The sequence below is a fragment of the Leisingera sp. ANG-M7 genome (genome assembly GCF_000813965.1).
In the GTDB taxonomy this organism is placed as follows: domain Bacteria; phylum Pseudomonadota; class Alphaproteobacteria; order Rhodobacterales; family Rhodobacteraceae; genus Leisingera.
This window is the reverse complement of record NZ_JWLI01000005.1, coordinates 155,887-171,530: the sequence shown is the minus strand read 5'-3', so window position 1 is coordinate 171,530 and position 15,644 is coordinate 155,887. Positions and strand designations below refer to the sequence as shown.

The window sequence follows — 15,644 nt, the reverse complement described above, 5'->3', positions numbered from 1 at the left end:
CGCCATGCAGCCGGGAGCCGGAAAACGGGTTGTCTTCTACGCGCCGATGAAACCGCCGCACCACCCTGTACCTTCCGGCGACCGCGAGATAGCACGCAACCTTATTGCGCTATTCAAGTCCAGCCGCGCAGAGGTGCAGCTTGCTTCGGACCTTAGGATCTATGACAAGCAAGGCGACAGAGAGCGGCAAGCTGACCTGCGCGCAAGTGCGGAAGGCGAAATCCGCCGTCTGATTGCCGAAATGCCTAAAGCGGATCTCTGGGTCACGTATCACAACTACTACAAGGCCCCGGACCTGATTGGCCCCGCCGTGGCACGAGCCCGCGGCATCCCGTATGTGCAGATAGAATCCACCCGCGCCCAAAAACGCTTGACCGGCCCCTGGGCCAAATTCGCCAAGGCGGCCCATGCGGCCGCTGATGCTGCAGATGCAATTTTCTATTTCACGGAACAAGACCGGTTTGCGTTGGATCGTGACCGGCATGGCAGCCAGATCATCACATGCTTGCCGCCTTTCCTTCCGCGTGAGGGACTGCCTGTTCTCTCTTCTCTGGACGGCCCTATCCTGGCAGTCGGCATGATGCGCCCTGGAGACAAACTAGCCTCTTATGGCATCATAGCAGAAACGCTTGCCCACCTGCCCGGGAAGTGGCGCCTGGATATCGCAGGAGATGGTCCGGCTCGGCCTGAGGTCAAGGCACTTATGGCCCCCTTTGCGGATAGGGTCCGCTTCCTGGGCCAACTCACTCGCGCGGAACTGTCTGCAGCCTATGCAAAGGCCAGCTTGTTTCTGTGGCCTGGAGTGAACGAAGCCTTTGGCATGGTTTATCTGGAGGCTCAGGCCCATGGACTTCCAGTTGCCGCTCAGGACCGTCCAGGAGTGCGGGATGTACTGCTGCCCAAGGCCTACCCTGCGCCGGAATCAGGGGCACAGGCTCTCGCATCCTTTACCGCCCAGCTGCTTGCAAACTCTGAGCTGCGTGCAGAAACTGCCAAGGATGCCCGCGACTATGTTTCAAACAAGCACCTTGCTCCCGCTGCCGCTCAGGCTTTTTGGGGAACAGTTATGCCTCTGATGGACCCCGCCGCATGATCCGCCTTGCTCTACTACGCCACGGGCATACTGCCTGGAACCGCGCCGGCCGCATCCAAGGCCGCAGTGACATACCGCTTGACCGCGCTGCCCGCGCAGAACTCATCGGCTACACCCTGCCAGAGGACTGGCAGCAGGCAGAGCTTTGGTCCAGTCCACTGACACGGGCAGCGGAAACCGCCCTGCTCGTCACCGGACACAACCCTCGAACTGCATCTGAACTCATCGAAATGAACTGGGGAGATTGGGAAGGGTTCCACGGTTTGGATCTGAAAGCTGCCCCGGACAGCGGATTTCGCGACATCGAAGAATGGGGCTGGAACTACCGTCCACCCGGGGGAGAGAGCCCGGCGGAAGTCTGGTCGCGTATCGAGCCTTGGCTTCATGCGCTGAAACAGGATGCTATTGCCGTTTGCCATATCGGTATCATACGAATGATTCTTGCGCGGGCGCACGGCTGGGATTTCGACGGCCCCGCCCCATTCCGCATAAAGCGGAACCGCCTGTTCGTAATCGAGATTGATGGTCGAGACCTTCGTCCCTGGCCGGACCCGATTCGGCTGCTCCGCAAGGATGCTTCATGAAAGTTCTGATTGCCGTCACGCATCTGCTGGGTACTGGCCACTTGTCCAGGGCCCTCACATTGGCCCGGGCCTTCATCGCAGCAGGCCACAGGGTTCAGGCCGTCTCCGGCGGCTTCCCGGCACCGCAGCTCAACACGGATGGAATTGATTTGCTTCAGCTGCCTCCTTTGCGCTCTGACGGGGTCGACTTCACCCGCCTCCTGACAGAAAACAGTACGCTAGCTGATGAAGCGTATTTTGCACGACGCCAGACAGCCATTTGCGCTGCACTGCGTAATTTGCAACCTGACGTGTTGATTACTGAGCTTTACCCTTTTGGCCGCCGTTCCCTACGGAAGGAATTTCTGGCGCTGCTTGAAACTGCCAGAACACTGCCTCTGCGGCCTGTGATCCTGTCCTCCATCCGCGACATCCTCGCCCCTCCTTCCAAGCCGGAGAAAGCGGAAAAGGCCGATGCGGTGATCGCTAAGCACTTTGACGCCGTGCTGGTACACTCCGATCCCGCAGCCACCCGCCTCAACGCCAGCTGGCCGGTCTCTGATTTACTGGCAGCCAAGCTGCGTTACACCGGGTATGTGGCCCCAACCGCTGCTGGCCCTCACCCGGATCAGGCAGGCGCAGGCGAAGTGCTTGTTAGCGCTGGCGGCGGTAGCGTGGGAACACCGCTCTATCGCTGCGCCCTAGAGGCCGCCAAGCTGATGCCCGGCACGCCCTGGCGATTGCTCGTTGGCGGCTCAGATGCCAATGTTCGCATTGCAGATTTTTCCAAGGCCAGGTCCCCTGCCCTGCTGGAGCCAGCCCGTCAGGACTTCCGACAGATGCTTTCACACGCCGCAGCCTCGGTCAGCATGTGCGGCTACAATACTGCACTGGATATTTTGCAGGCTGGCACGCCTGCTGTTTTTGTGCCCTTCGACGCGGGAAACGAGACGGAACAAGGCTTGCGCGCGGCCAGTCTCGCACCATTGAAGGGCATAGAGATCCTTGAAACTGCGCTCCTTTCCCCTGAATCGCTATGCGCTGCGGTCAAGACAGCAATGCAAGCATCGCCGCGGCTTGCAGGCGGTTTCAGGTTTGACGGGGCGGTCCGAAGCGTGGAGATTGCCGCAGAACTTGCGGGAGGGCGCTAATGACACCGGATTGGAGCGAGCTGGACCAGGAACTGGACCACTGGCAGCAGGCAGGGTTAAGGCTGCCCCTGTGGTGGCGAGACGATGATGCAATGTCCCATTCTTCTGAACTGGAACGGCTGGCAGCGCTTTCGGCAGACCTAGATCTTCCGGTACATTTGGCCGTGATCCCGCAAGGCGCGACACCTGATCTGGCCCGTTTCATCGCGGAGCATCCAACACTCGTCCCGGTCGTCCACGGCTGGTCCCATCAGAACCACGCACCGGCAGGTGAAAAGAAGGCCGAATTCGGTGCGCACCGACCGCTGGAAGAACTGCTGGATGACGCCGAGCGCGGCCTGACTGCGATGCAGAACTTGTTTGGCGGTTGCCTGCGTCCAATGTTTGTACCGCCGTGGAACCGGATTTCACCGGAAATGCTGACCTGGCTGGCAGGTACCGGCTACACTGCTGTGTCAACTTTCACACCCCGCAAGGCTGCCAAACCCGCTTCCGGCCTGTTGCGTGTAAACACGCATCTGGATCCGATAGACTGGAAAGGCGGCCGCGGCCTACTACCGCTGGACAAGCTGATAATGCAGGTGGCACGTCAGTTGCGCGACCGCCGAATGGGCGATGCGGACAACACGGAACCCTATGGGCTCCTCACTCACCATCTTGTCCATGATGAGGCAACTTGGTCTTTCACCGGCGCGCTCGCAAAGCGCCTGCTTGACGGCCCGGGCGAGGCTTGGATCTATGACGAAAGGATGTCTTGAATGAGCCGTCTAGATTCCATGCTGCGCCGTCTGACTGCCCAGCGAGACGGATTGAACTGGGCCGCGGAACAGATCAATCAAGTCAAAGGTGATGTTCTGGACATGGGGCTCGGCAACGGTCGCACCTATGACCACTTGCGCGAAATCGTGAGCGCCCGCCGGATCTGGGTCATTGATCGGATTCTGCAATGCCATCCGTCATGCGTCCCGCCGGAAAAGGACTTTCTTCAGGGTGAAGCCAGACCGATGCTGGAGCAGCTTGCGGCAAGCGGTCACAAGGTTGCCCTCGCACACTATGACTTCGGTTTCGGGGTCAAAGAAAAAGACGTTGCAGAAGCGGCCGCACTCTCGCCGGTGATTGCTCGAGTCATGGTCTCTGGCGGGCTTATCGTTTCCGGCCAGCCGCTGACCGGCTTTGAAGAGTTGAGTGGCCCCGACGGCATACCGGCCGGGCGCTATATGTTTTATCGCGCCGGCTGAATGCGGCCGGCACCGAACTCTGGCTTAACTCATCTAAGCTACCCGCATACCGCGCGCCCAGACACCTCGCAAAGCAGGTGCTCCCGCCAGCATGCTGAACCGGATCAGGTCAGCACGTTTACCTACTTCCAGCCGCCCGCGGTCAACTAGCCCGACCGCAGCAGCGGGTGCATGGGTAACAGTGCCCAATCCTCGCGCCAAATCCCCCCATAGCTCTCCCAATTTTACTGCAGACATTAACAGCGCGGCAGGCACATAGTCAGACGAAAGAATGTCCAGCAGTTCCAGGTCCGCCAATTCATGCGCGGCAACGTTGCCTGAATGCGATTCGCCGCGTATCAGGTTTGGTGCTCCCATCATGACTTTGATGCCTTGCAAACGGCATGCCTGCGCGGCCTCGACCGTCGTTGGAAATTCAGCTAAGCGGATCCCATGGCCTGCGGACACCGCCACCTGAGCTGCGGTTGTGTCGTCGTGGCTCGCCAGCACAGCACCAAATCGTTTGGCCGCGGCAACAGCCGCCGCTTCATGCAACGCGCCATAAGTTTCCTGCAGCTCCCTCAGATGCGCAACATGCGACTGAAAAGCGGCATCATCAAACCCGTGTTTGCCTTTTAGATACTGCTCCAGCTTGGAGAGGTCGCGAAACTGGCGCTGGCCCGGCGTGTGATCCATGAGAGAGACCAGCCCGACCCGATCGTCTTCTCCGAAGGCATTCAGTTCCTCCACCAGCGTATCAGTGCAGACCTCCGCCCGAAGGTGCAGGAAATGCGAGATTTTCAGAGCGTTTGCAGTACGCAGTTCCAGAAGCTCAGATGCCAGTTGCCTTGCATACGCGCCATAGCGGCTTTCCCGGCGGCTGATCGATCCCACGCGCATAGCGTCAAACACTGTCGTGATGCCGGTGCCCGCGAGCTCCGTGTCATGAGCAATAATGGCGCTGGCATGCGGCCAGTCCACCTTAGGACGCGGCTGAATATGGCGTTCAAGGTTATCCGTATGCAGTTCCACCAGGCCAGGGCTAACGAAATCCCCTTGGCAATCTATTGCGCCCGCGGGAACCGATGCTCCACCGGAAATGTCGGCTATCACACCGCGTGTAACTTTCACGCTACCGGTCCGGATCTCGCCCGGAAGAACCAAAGCAGCATTGGCAAGGATCATCTCTTCTGTCATCTGAGCTTCACATCTTTCGAGCTATGGAAGGCCACGTTTAGGAGGCCAATGTGACATTCACGCGATACGCTATCTATTACGCCCCGCCCGCCGATGCGGAATGGAGCCGGTTTGCGGCCAGCTGGCTAGGCTGGGACATGGAGACGGGCACTTACCTGCCCCATCCCGACATTGCAGGGCTGGGCATTGGCGCATTCACTGAAGCGCCGCGAAAGTATGGGCTGCACGCAACGATGAAACCGCCAATGCACCTGGCCGAAGGGCGCACACAAGCAGCGCTTGAAGCCGCCTGCAAAACCTTTGCATCTTCGCAGAAGCCTGTTTGGCTGGAAGGCCTTCACTTGGCCCGCCTTGGCCGTCTTCTCGCTTTGCGCCCAACCGGAGACGAGGCTGCATTGAACAGCCTTGCGGAAAATTGCGTGACTGAATTCGACATGTTTCGAGCGCCGCTGCCCGCGGCAGATCTGGACCGCCGCCGCGCTGCTGGCCTGACGCCGGAGCAGGATGAGAACCTCACTCGCTGGGGCTACCCGTATGTTCTCAGTCAGTTCCGCTTTCACATTACCCTGACGGGAAAGCTGCCCAAACCAGAACTGCCCGCCGTGGAGGCCGCACTGAATGAGCACCTGATCCCATTGTTGCCTGCGCCCTTTGTGATCCGCGACCTGGCGCTGGTGGGCGAAGCGACGGATGGCAGGTTTCACCTCATCCATCGCTATGCACTCTCCGGCTGAAGAACAGCCAGCGCAGCGTTCACCGCAGCACTCAACGGTCCGCTGTTGTCGACCTGATGGACCCGGCGCAAGCCTGCAGGCAGCGGCTTCATCGCGCGGGCCAGACGCCGCTGCACTTCATCTTCGCTCTCCCTGCCGCGGGCAGCAAGGCGCTCGGCCAGCACCTGCGGGCGCGCAGTCACCGAAAGCACAATGAAGTGGCCGAACTTTTCCTGAGCCTCCAGCAACACCGCACGGGACAAGTTTACCAGCACACCACCAGCTCCTTCACGCAGGGTCTCGATGTCCCGCGGGATTCCATAGTGGAGCCCATGCGCATGCCAATGCAGCGAAAAGACTCCGGCTTCGGCAAGGGCGGAGAACTCGTCTTTAGATACGGCCTGGTAGTCTTCGCCACCGGCTTCGGGCGCTCTAGTAATCACCCTGCGCATCAGCCGCAGTTGCGGGCCTGAAACAGCTAGAGCGGACATGAGGCTGTCCTTTCCAACACCAGACGGCCCAACCACTGCAATAACCGGACCTTTTTGGGCCTCCCTGCTCATGCCATGGCCTTTGGTGAAAAATCCGAGACATCCACGAAACAGTCGCATACTGTTTCTCGGGCGGCCTCATCATGGAAAATGCCGATAATGGCCGCCCCCCGTGCCTTGGCGGTATCGATCAGGCCCAGAACAGTAGTGCGGTTTTGCGCATCAAGGCTGGCCGTTGGCTCATCCAGCAGCATCGCAGGATAATCGTAGGCAAAGCCTCGGGCTATATTCACCCGCTGCTGTTCTCCGCCGGAAAAAGTCGTTGGGCTAAGGCCCCAAAGCGGTTCCGGGATGTTGAGCTGTGCCAGCAAAGAGGCCGCCTTGTCACGAGCTTGACCCACTGGAGTTCCAACCGCCAGCAAGGGTTCAGCTACGACATCCAAAGTCGGCACCCGCGGAACGACACGCAAGAACTGGCTGACATATCCCAGGGTTTCGCGGCGCAGCGCTAGGATTTCGCGCGGCTCCGCCTTGGCCACATCGACACCGCCAACCACCACACTGCCAGAGGCAGCCAGATAGTTGCCGTAGATCACCCGCATCAGCGTGGATTTACCCGCACCGGATACTCCGGTCAGCCCGACACATTCTCCGGGTTTCACGCAAAGTGTTGCGTTTTGCATCACCGGGATCACTGCGCTACCCTGGTTATGCAAGATGAAGCTCTTGCTCACATTGTTCAGTTCAATCATGGCCTTAACCTCAGACTTGCAGGACGCTGGAAACCAGCAGCTGGGTATAGCTGTGCTGGGGATCGTCCAGCACCTGGTCGGTAAGCCCGGTTTCCACCACACGGCCATCTTTCATAACCATCAGCCGGTCGGCCAGCAGCCGCACCACGGCCAGATCATGGGTGACGATAATGGCGCTCAGCCCCATTTCCCGCACCAGCCCGCGCAAGAGGTCAAGAAGGCGCGCCTGGACAGAGACATCCAGCCCGCCGGTCGGTTCGTCCATGAAGACCAGCCGCGGGCCTGTGACCAGGTTGCGGGCAATCTGCAGACGCTGCTGCATGCCGCCAGAGAACGCGGATGGGCGATCGTCAATCCGGTTCTCGCTGATCTCAACCCGCCCTAGCCAGTCAGCCGCCCGTTCCCGGATCGATCCATAATGGCGGTCTCCCACAGCCATCAGCCGTTCGCCGATGTTGCCGCCAGCAGAAACCGACATCCGCAAACCGTCGCGGGCGTGCTGGTGGACAAAGGCCCAGTCTGTACGCGACAGCATACGCCGTTCTGCTTCGGACATGGTTACTGTGTCCACCGGCCCGTCCGCGCGTGTGTCAAAGACGACCTCACCACAATCCGGTGCCAGGTGGCCCGCTAGGCTGTTCAGCAGTGTCGATTTCCCCGAGCCGCTTTCACCGACAATCCCCATGACTTCGCCAGGGTACAAATCAAACGTCACATCCGTGCAGCCGATCCGTGAGCCGTAAAATTTCTTGATGTTTTTCACTTGCAGCAATGGTGTCATCACGCGGCCTCCTCACCCAGACGGCCAGAATGGCCCGCTTCGCACCGCGACCGGCAGTAATCAGTATCCGAGCAAACAAACATCCGACTGCCAGCATCATCCAGAATTACCTCGTCCAAGTAGCTGTCCTCTGCCCCGCAGAGATCACAGGGATGATCAGCCTTGCTGGCCTCAAACGGATAATCCTCAAAGTCCAGCGAGACGACCTGAGTATAGGGCGGCAGCGCATAAATACGCTGTTCCCGGCCCGCGCCGAACAGCTGGATTGCCGCCATTTCCATCTTGGGGTTGTCGAATTTGGGAATCGGCGAAGGGTCCATTACATAGCGCCCCTCAACCTTGACCGGATAGGCATAAGCCGTGGCAATGGCGCCGTGCTGGCTGATATCCTCATACAGCTTCACATGCATCAGCCCGTACTCCTCAAGCGCATGCATCTTGCGGGTCTCGGTCTCGCGCGGCTCCAAAAAGCGCAGCGGCTCCGGGATCGGCACCTGATAGACAAGGATCTGATCCTCGGTCAGTTCTGCTTCGGGGATCCTATGACGGGTCTGAATGACGCTGGCTTCCGCCGTCTCTTCTGTAGTGTCAACACCGGCAGTCTTTTCAAAAAACTTTCGGATCGAGACCGCGTTAGTGGTGTCATCGGCACCCTGGTCGATCACTTTCAGCGTGTCGTCCGGGGTCAGCGTGGCGGCCGAGACTTGAACGCCGCCGGTGCCCCAGCCATAGGGCATCGGCATCTCGCGGCTGGCAAAGGGCACTTGATAGCCCGGCACCGCCAACCCCTTCAGGATTGACCGGCGGATCATCCGCTTGGTCTGCTCGTCCAGATATGCGAAGTTGTAATCGCTCATGGCTTTTCCTTTGCCGCCCAACTGAAAGAGCATCGGCTTTGCAAGACATTCCTGTCATCGCCATTCTGCTTTTCGCCTTTGCGGTTTTCGTAGTCGTTCAAATCATTCGCACGCCAACGCGCAAAACCACCCCTCGCAGAACAAGCAGTTCCGATGCTGGCGGGGCATTGGGTTTCGTTGGACATGACAGTTGCGATGGTGGCGGCGACGGAGGCGGAGGTTGCGACTGAACTCATTCCGCAGCCTCCCTTGACGCCAGCGTTTCAGCCAGTTCCGCGGCTTCACGGCGCAGCTTGCGGACCAGTTCCAGCTCAGACTGAAAATCCACGTAATGCGGCAGCTTGATGTGCTCCAGAAATCCAGTAGCTTGGATATTGTCTGAGTGGCTCAGGACGAACTCCTCATCCTGCGCAGGTGCCCCCAGGTTGTCCTCTCCCAGTTCTTCCCAGCGCAGCGCCCTGTCTACCAACGCCATGGCGATCGATTTGCGCTCGGACTGGCCAAAAACCAGGCCATAGCCGCGGGTGAACTGCGGCGGCACTGTTTTGGACCCCTTGAACTGGTTCACCGTCTCGCATTCGGTCAGCTCCACCTCGCCAATCTCGATGCAAAAGCCGAGTTCCGGAATTTCCATCTCCACTGGCACAGTGCCGATACGCAGCTCTCCGACAAAGGCATGATTACGCGCATATCCGCGTTGGGTGGAGTAAGCCATGCCGAGGATAAACCCCTCGTCGCCACGGGTCAGCGATTGCAGACGCACTGCCCTGCTTGCGGGAAACACCATCGGCTCGCGTGTCAGATCGCCCGGCACATCGTCCGAAAATGGCTCACGCTCGATGATGTCCTCCCCCTGCAGAAAGGACGTGATGTGCGGCGTGGTTTGCATGCGCGGATCGGCAGCCGGTACTTCGGGAACGTCTCCTTCGGCGGCAAGTTTGAAATCCAGCAAACGGTGAGTGTAGTCGAATGTTGGCCCTAGCACCTGGCCGCCCGGCGCATCCTTAAAAGTCGCCGAAATCCGCCGGTCACAGGCCATCTCCCTGGTTTCCACCGGCCTTGAGGAGCCGAACCGCGGCAGAGTAGTGCGGTAGGCGCGAACCAGGAAAATGGCCTCAATCAGATCACCTCGCGCCTGTTTGATTGCCAGAGCGGCAAGATCGGGATCATACAAGGATCCTTCAGCCATCACCCGGTTTACTGCAAGGCTCAGCTGCTCGCGGATCTGAACAAGAGAAAGCTCCGCGACACCAGTGTCACCCCGGCGTTCTTCGGCCAGCCAGGCATGGGCATTTTCAATGGCGCGCTCGCCACCCTTAACTGCAACATACATCGCCTAGGCCTCCGCAATGACTTGAGTGGACCGCGGCAAACCCGCAACCTGCGATCCTGAAGTGAAGAAGAAGTCCCTCCCAAGCGGATACAAGGCTGCGTTAGCTTGAAGCGCTGCAAGTTCGGGCACCTGCATGCGAGCCGTGTCTTTGACCCCCGGACCGCTCAGCATCGCATTCGGCACATCCAGGCGGTGCATCTCGACAATCAGCGTGGCCGAGCGGTCAGGATACTCCGCGGTTCCGATGCGAAAGCGGTTGAGCGGCTGCAACTGCTGCCATCCCCCTAAGGCAAAATCCGCCAACTCAGCGGCAACAATCGGCGCGCCTGTGTGGAAAGCCAGCCAGCCGCGCAAGGCCTCGCTGTCCACATCAGGCGCCAGAAATACGCCGGTTTCCGGGTCGCACAAGGTCAGTAACAGGCTTCCTGCAGCCACCGAAATCCCTTCCGGTGGTGTTGCGCCTGCGATTTTCTGCACTTGTCCGGGGCGGGCCATCGCGTTCATCGCCGCTCGGAAAGCATGCGCGGAAGCAACTGGCGGGTTGCTGAAACCGCCTGCGAAAACAGTGTTCCGGGATTGCTGATCCATCAATCCTCCCCCCGCACCATCGTAAAGAACTCAACCTTTGTTGCCGCAGCCTTGGACGCGCGGGCCGTTTTCTGCGCCTGCCGCGCTTGCGCGAGAGGCACCAGCACAGCCTCATTCAAGGCTTCAGCAGCACCTGTCTGCATCAGCGCATCAATCTTGGCTGCAATCTCCGCCTTCGCCTTGCAGCGGCCCTGCACATAGCCATGGCCGACAGTGCCGTCCGCAAGTGACAGTGCGCATCGGGTGACGGTCATTTCACCCGCATTGAAAGGGGCACCAGTACTGCCCATTCGGCCGCGGACCATGATTCCGCCAACTTCGGGAGCGCGGAGGAACTCAAAATCCGGGTCCAACCCATAATCTTGCCACAGCTCAGTCAGCCGGGCTTCTTCAGCAGAGGCCAGAAGGCTCATCCAGCCCTTGCGGTCTTCTGCAGAAAAATTGGTGTTCATTTGTCTAAGCCTCTTGGCAAAGTTGTCGGCAATATATATACAACTATACAAATACTACCCGAGTCACCTTCTCCGGTGCAATCCCAGATTTGTGAAAGTTCCGTGACATGGCCCGTACTCCCGTTTGGAAGTCCATCGCTATCGCCCTGACCGACGACATCGCGCAAGGCCGGTATGAAACCGGCGGTAAGCTTCCCGCCGAAGCGCAGCTGTCAGCGCGCTTCGGGGTGAACCGGCACACGGTTCGCCGGGCGTTGTCGGAAATGGCGGAACAGGGATTGGTCTATTCGCGCCGCGGCGCCGGAGTTTTTGTGGCCGCCAAACCAACGGATTATCCGATCGGAAAGCGGGTGCGGTTCCACCAGAACCTGACCCGCGAAGGGCGCAGCCCGGCCAAACGGATACTGACACTGGAAACACGGGCAGCTTCTCCGCGCGAGGCCAATGCGCTGCAGCTTGATCCGGGCAGCCTCGTACATGTCTATGACGGCCTGTCACTTGCGGACAGCCAGCCGGTTGCACTGTTCCAGAGCATCTTCCCGGCTTACCGCTTCCCCACCATCCTAGAGGCATTGCAGGAACAATCGTCGGTCACAGCCGCGCTCAGGCATTGCGGCGTGGAGGATTACACAAGGATAGAAACCCGGATCACCGCCAAGCTGGCAACAGCGACCCAAGCTTTGCATCTCAAGATCGCAGAAGGCAGCCCGATCCTACGCACCACAGGCATCAACGCAGATCCGCAGGGGCACCCTGTAGAGTTCGGCCGAACTTGGTTTGCCGGAGACAGGGTGACACTTACCGTAGGCGGCGAAAGCTGAGGACGCTTTCCAGCAGCTCCCCCCCCCAAAGCCCCCGCCGAAGGCAGGGGCTGTGTTTAACCAGTTCAGGTCAAGTCACTGCCGGGCGTTAAAGACAAACAGAGTTTCGCCGTTGATCTGGTAGCCGTTGATAAGTTCCTTGGCTTTGTCCGAGACCAGCCATTCCTCCAGTTGCAATGCCTGGCGGTTCCTCACATGGGCATGTTTATCCGGGTTCACCGGGATATAGGCATATTGGTTGAACAGCACGGGGTCACCTGCGAACAGCAGCTTAAGACCACCCTTGTTACCGAAATTCAGCCAACTGGCTCGGTCGGACATGATATACGCGTCCATGCCCGCAGCGGTATTGAGCGCGGCCCCCATGCCAGCACCAACTGCGCGGTACCACTCACCAAAGCCCTCAGCATCCAGCCCCGCAGCCTTCCAAAGGCTCAGCTCCTTCTTGTGCGTGCCACTGTCGTCGCCGCGGCTGACAAAAACTGCCTCAGCTCCGGCAATCATCTGCAACGCACGGTCGGCATTTTCAGCGCTGGTAACCCCTGCCGTATCATTTTCAGGTCCAATGAGAACAAAATCATTATACATGATCTCGCGGCGGTGAGTGCCATTGCCGCCCTCCAAGAATTGCTCCTCAGCCCTTTTTGAATGCACCAGGATCGCATCAACGTCGCCCGCCTCCCCCAGGCGGATCGCCTGCCCAGTGCCGACAACCAGCAACTGCACATCCAGGCCAAGGTCCTCCTTGATCTCCGGCAAAAGGATCTCAGCCAGTCCGGAATTATGGAAAGAGGTGGTCACCGCCACCTTCATCTCTTCGGCCAGCGCAGCCGCTGTCCAAGCCATTGAAGCGACGGCGCCCAAAATCAGACGTTTCATTCGACAATATCTCCATTCAAAAATGCGCGCGCTTGCGCGGTTTCAGGCCCGGCAAAAAACTCTGCTGCCGGGCGAAATTCGTGGATGCGGCCCTGCAGGACGAAAATCACTTCATCCGCCAGCCGCCTAGCTTGGCCCATGTTGTGAGTGGACATGATCAGCCGGGTGCCGCTGCCAGCGGCCTGAGCGAGAATTTCCTCAATCTCGCGTGTGGCTCTGCCGTCCAGCGCCGCGCAGGGTTCATCCAGGAACAAAACCTGCGGATCACGCACCAGCGCACGGGCCAAAGCCAGTTTCTGCCGTTCACCTCCTGAAAGCATAGTGGCCTGTCGCTCCAAAATTTCACCCAAGCCGACACGGGAAGCCCAGTCCGCAGCCCGCGAGCGAGCCTGGCGGCGGCTCGAACCTGTCAGCCGTAGCGGATAAGCGATGTTGTCGATCACCGAACGCCGCATCATCACCGGAGTCTGAAACACAAAGGCCTGATGCTTCTGCGCCTCCTCCAGCGGACAGGCCCAGTCCAGACGACCGCCATTCATCCGCACGATGCCATGCAGCATCTTCAGCAACGTGGTCTTGCCCGCGCCGTTCGGCCCAATGATGATTGAGGTGCCCTGCCCGCCAAGCGTCAGGTCCACCGGACCGACCAGCACTTTTCCGCGGCGGCGCACCTGGGCGCCTGTGGCCTTCAGCGGGAACAGTTGCATCACCAGCGCCCCTCGCTTTCCGTGCGGCCCAGCCAGTGGATCGCCAAGTTGACCGCAATCGCCAGCGCAATAAGCACGAAGCCCAGACCCAGTGCCATTGCAAACTCGCCCTTGCCGGTTTCCAGTGCAATCGCCGTGGTCAGCACCCGCGTTGCATGGTCGATATTGCCGCCGACCACCATGATCGCGCCCACTTCGCCGATCGCGCGGCCAAAGCCTGCCAGGGCTGCGGTCAGCAGCGCCCGCCGCCCATCCCACAACAGCGCCTGGATGCGCTGGAACTGGGTAGCATTCATTGAGATCAGCAAGTCGTGGTAATCGCTCCAAAGCTCCCGCAGCGACTGATGCGCGACCGAGGCCACCAGTGGCACCACGATGATTACCTGTGCAATGATCATCGCCGTCGGGGTGAACAGCAGGCCGAATACGCCGAAAGGGCCGGCGCGGGACAGAAACACGTAGACCACCAACCCGACCACAACAGGCGGCAAGCCCATTAACGCGTTCAGCACCGCAATCGTGGCGCGCCGCATCCGGAACCGGCGCACCGCCAGAAAGGCTGCCAGCGGCAGCGCAATGGCGCAGGCTACCACCAGCGCTGTCAATGTGACCCGCAAGGAACGCAGGGTGATCTCCACCAGATCCGCGTCCAGCGTCACCAGCAGCCAAAAGGCCTGGCTCAGTCCTGCCCACAGATCATTCATCGCGTCTGGTCACTCTCCCAAGAGTTAAATATCAGCCCGGTCTAACACGGCTTCGCGCGGCTCCAAATCACAGGAGGGGACGCCGGGACAGCCAAAAACGGCATTCCGGCTGGAAAATCATGCCTATGATCCCCATCTGAGAAACAACGGCCTACCTGTCTATGCCGCCTGTTAGCGCCAAATCACCGCTTTTGGCTCCGTTTCCGCTCACACGTGCTTGCGCGGATGATATGAACATGAAACAACCCCCGCCCAAAGTGTCACCCCAGACGCAACCTTGAGGATACGCCATGTTCGACCTGCAATCCATGCGGGATCAGCTCGCCAACCACTATGATCTGGCTCCCAATCCGGCCCTGGCCGAGCAGATGGCAGAGGTTTACGCCCGCATGAACCGGGTAGTGAACCCCATCGAATGGGCCACTCATGCGCCTTATGTTGCAGCGATTCTGGAGTTGAAAAAGCAGCGCAACGCAGTAATTCTGGCACATAATTACATGACGCCCGAAATCTATCACGGTATTTCGGACGTGGTCGGCGACAGTCTCCAGCTGGCGATTGAGGCTACCCGGGTCGAAGCTGACGTGATCGTGCAATGCGGTGTGCATTTTATGGCCGAAACCTCCAAGATCCTGAGCCCGGAGAAGACCGTTCTGATCCCGGATATGGAGGCAGGCTGTTCGCTTGCAGAGAGTATCACAGCCGAAGGTGTCGCGGAAATGCGCCGCCGTTACCCCGGTGCGCCGGTGGTCACCTATGTGAACACCACCGCTGAGGTCAAAGCCGCGTCAGATATCTGCTGCACCTCCTCCAACGCCGCACAGATCGTTGCCGCGATGGAAGAAGACACCATCATCATGACACCGGACCAGTACCTGGCCCAGAACATTGCCCAGCAGGTTCCGGAAAAGAACATCGTCTGGTGGGAAGGCTCCTGCATCGTGCATGAGCAGTACACCGCCAAGGACTTGCGCGACTTCCGCGAATGGAACCCTGGCACCCGGCTGATCGCTCACCCGGAGTGCCCGCCGGATGTGGTGGCCGAGGCCGATTTCTCCGGCTCGACCAGCGGTATTGTGAAGTACGTGACCGACGAAAAGCCGGAAAAGGCGCTTCTGATCACCGAATGCTCGATGGCTTCGAACATCGCCGACCAGCTGCCGGAAGTGGAGTTCGTCGGCCCCTGCAACATGTGTCCCTACATGAAGAAGATCACGCTGGAGAAAGTCCTGTGGTCGCTGCACACCATGACCGAGCCGGTTGAGGTGGACCCCGAAGTGGCCGAAAAAGCCCGCGTGACGGTGCGGCGTATGATCGACCTTTCGCAAAAGCTGGGCATCTGATC

Annotated in this window: 20 protein-coding genes; 8 read left to right on the top strand and 12 right to left on the bottom strand. The window is 59.5% G+C overall.

What is annotated here, in order from left to right; genetic code table 11:
• Nucleotides 1–4: 4 nt before the first annotated feature.
• The 5 genes from RA26_RS06285 to RA26_RS06265 are packed head-to-tail and all read left to right on the top strand — an operon-like array spanning nt 5 to nt 4,045.
• A complete protein-coding gene (locus tag RA26_RS06285; RefSeq protein WP_039181449.1) occupies nt 5–1,093 on the top strand; it encodes a glycosyltransferase family 4 protein in 1,089 nt (362 codons plus the stop codon).
• The gene (locus RA26_RS06280; RefSeq protein WP_039181446.1) at nt 1,090–1,677 is read left to right on the top strand and encodes a histidine phosphatase family protein; all 588 of its coding nucleotides are present in this window, start codon (nt 1,090–1,092) and stop codon (nt 1,675–1,677) included. Before RA26_RS06285 ends, RA26_RS06280 begins: the two co-directional genes overlap by 4 nt.
• Nucleotides 1,674–2,807: a glycosyltransferase family protein gene (locus tag RA26_RS06275; RefSeq protein WP_039181444.1), complete on the top strand. Its 1,134-nt coding sequence runs from the start codon at nt 1,674–1,676 to the stop codon at nt 2,805–2,807. The genes RA26_RS06280 and RA26_RS06275 overlap by 4 nt, the downstream gene beginning before the upstream one ends.
• Entirely contained in the window at nt 2,807–3,565 is a 759-nt protein-coding gene (locus RA26_RS06270) for a polysaccharide deacetylase family protein (protein ID WP_039181441.1), read from the top strand. The genes RA26_RS06275 and RA26_RS06270 overlap by 1 nt, the downstream gene beginning before the upstream one ends.
• Entirely contained in the window at nt 3,566–4,045 is a 480-nt protein-coding gene (locus tag RA26_RS06265) for a class I SAM-dependent methyltransferase (RefSeq protein ID WP_039181439.1), read from the top strand.
• Nucleotides 4,046–4,078: 33 nt separating this feature from the next.
• On the opposite strand, the gene RA26_RS06260 is transcribed toward RA26_RS06265, so the two are convergent.
• A complete protein-coding gene (locus RA26_RS06260) occupies nt 4,079–5,221 on the bottom strand; it encodes an alpha-D-ribose 1-methylphosphonate 5-triphosphate diphosphatase (protein WP_039181436.1) in 1,143 nt (380 codons plus the stop codon).
• Nucleotides 5,222–5,271: 50 nt separating this feature from the next.
• Between RA26_RS06260 and RA26_RS06255 the strand changes: the two genes are divergently transcribed.
• On the top strand, nt 5,272–5,955 hold the full coding sequence (locus RA26_RS06255) for a DUF1045 domain-containing protein (protein ID WP_039181433.1): 684 nt from the start codon (nt 5,272–5,274) through the stop codon (nt 5,953–5,955).
• Here RA26_RS06255 and phnN read toward each other — a convergent pair.
• From phnN to phnG, 8 genes are read right to left on the bottom strand one after another with little or no spacing between them, the layout of a single operon-like run.
• Complete coding sequence (gene phnN, locus RA26_RS06250; RefSeq protein WP_039181431.1) at nt 5,937–6,497, bottom strand: phosphonate metabolism protein/1,5-bisphosphokinase (PRPP-forming) PhnN; 561 nt, start codon at nt 6,495–6,497, stop codon at nt 5,937–5,939. The two genes, RA26_RS06255 and phnN, sit on opposite strands and share 19 nt — an antisense overlap.
• Complete coding sequence (phnL, locus tag RA26_RS06245) at nt 6,494–7,177, bottom strand: phosphonate C-P lyase system protein PhnL (protein WP_039181429.1); 684 nt, start codon at nt 7,175–7,177, stop codon at nt 6,494–6,496. The genes phnN and phnL overlap by 4 nt, the downstream gene beginning before the upstream one ends.
• Nucleotides 7,178–7,187: 10 nt before the next feature.
• Nucleotides 7,188–7,958 (bottom strand): phosphonate C-P lyase system protein PhnK, encoded by a 771-nt coding sequence (phnK, locus tag RA26_RS06240; RefSeq protein ID WP_039181425.1) that lies wholly within the window; start codon nt 7,956–7,958, stop codon nt 7,188–7,190.
• A complete protein-coding gene (locus RA26_RS06235) occupies nt 7,958–8,815 on the bottom strand; it encodes an alpha-D-ribose 1-methylphosphonate 5-phosphate C-P-lyase PhnJ (protein WP_039182056.1) in 858 nt (285 codons plus the stop codon). Before RA26_RS06235 ends, phnK begins: the two co-directional genes overlap by 1 nt.
• Nucleotides 8,812–9,051: a hypothetical protein gene (locus RA26_RS22610; RefSeq protein WP_152612573.1), complete on the bottom strand. Its 240-nt coding sequence runs from the start codon at nt 9,049–9,051 to the stop codon at nt 8,812–8,814. The genes RA26_RS06235 and RA26_RS22610 overlap by 4 nt, the downstream gene beginning before the upstream one ends.
• A complete protein-coding gene (locus RA26_RS06230) occupies nt 9,048–10,148 on the bottom strand; it encodes a carbon-phosphorus lyase complex subunit PhnI (protein WP_039181422.1) in 1,101 nt (366 codons plus the stop codon). Before RA26_RS06230 ends, RA26_RS22610 begins: the two co-directional genes overlap by 4 nt.
• A gap of 3 nt (nt 10,149–10,151) precedes the next feature.
• Nucleotides 10,152–10,736 carry a phosphonate C-P lyase system protein PhnH gene (phnH, locus tag RA26_RS06225; RefSeq protein ID WP_039181418.1) on the bottom strand — a complete coding sequence of 195 codons (585 nt, stop codon included), beginning with the start codon at nt 10,734–10,736 and terminating at the stop codon, nt 10,152–10,154.
• A complete protein-coding gene (phnG, locus tag RA26_RS06220) occupies nt 10,736–11,188 on the bottom strand; it encodes a phosphonate C-P lyase system protein PhnG (protein WP_039181416.1) in 453 nt (150 codons plus the stop codon). The genes phnH and phnG overlap by 1 nt, the downstream gene beginning before the upstream one ends.
• A gap of 107 nt (nt 11,189–11,295) precedes the next feature.
• Between phnG and phnF the strand changes: the two genes are divergently transcribed.
• The gene (gene phnF / locus RA26_RS06215) at nt 11,296–12,009 is read left to right on the top strand and encodes a phosphonate metabolism transcriptional regulator PhnF (protein ID WP_039181413.1); all 714 of its coding nucleotides are present in this window, start codon (nt 11,296–11,298) and stop codon (nt 12,007–12,009) included.
• Nucleotides 12,010–12,084: 75 nt separating this feature from the next.
• On the opposite strand, the gene RA26_RS06210 is transcribed toward phnF, so the two are convergent.
• The 3 genes from RA26_RS06210 to RA26_RS06200 are packed head-to-tail and all read right to left on the bottom strand — an operon-like array spanning nt 12,085 to nt 14,299.
• Nucleotides 12,085–12,888, bottom strand: coding sequence for a substrate-binding domain-containing protein (locus tag RA26_RS06210; protein WP_039181409.1), 804 nt, complete (start codon nt 12,886–12,888; stop codon nt 12,085–12,087).
• The gene (locus tag RA26_RS06205; RefSeq protein ID WP_039181407.1) at nt 12,885–13,595 is read right to left on the bottom strand and encodes an ATP-binding cassette domain-containing protein; all 711 of its coding nucleotides are present in this window, start codon (nt 13,593–13,595) and stop codon (nt 12,885–12,887) included. The genes RA26_RS06210 and RA26_RS06205 overlap by 4 nt, the downstream gene beginning before the upstream one ends.
• The gene (locus RA26_RS06200; protein ID WP_039181403.1) at nt 13,595–14,299 is read right to left on the bottom strand and encodes an ABC transporter permease; all 705 of its coding nucleotides are present in this window, start codon (nt 14,297–14,299) and stop codon (nt 13,595–13,597) included. The genes RA26_RS06205 and RA26_RS06200 overlap by 1 nt, the downstream gene beginning before the upstream one ends.
• A 290-nt stretch (nt 14,300–14,589) precedes the next feature.
• Here RA26_RS06200 and nadA point away from each other — a divergent pair, with 290 nt between their 5' ends.
• Entirely contained in the window at nt 14,590–15,642 is a 1,053-nt protein-coding gene (nadA, locus tag RA26_RS06195; RefSeq protein ID WP_039181400.1) for a quinolinate synthase NadA, read from the top strand.
• Nucleotides 15,643–15,644 lie beyond the last annotated feature (2 nt).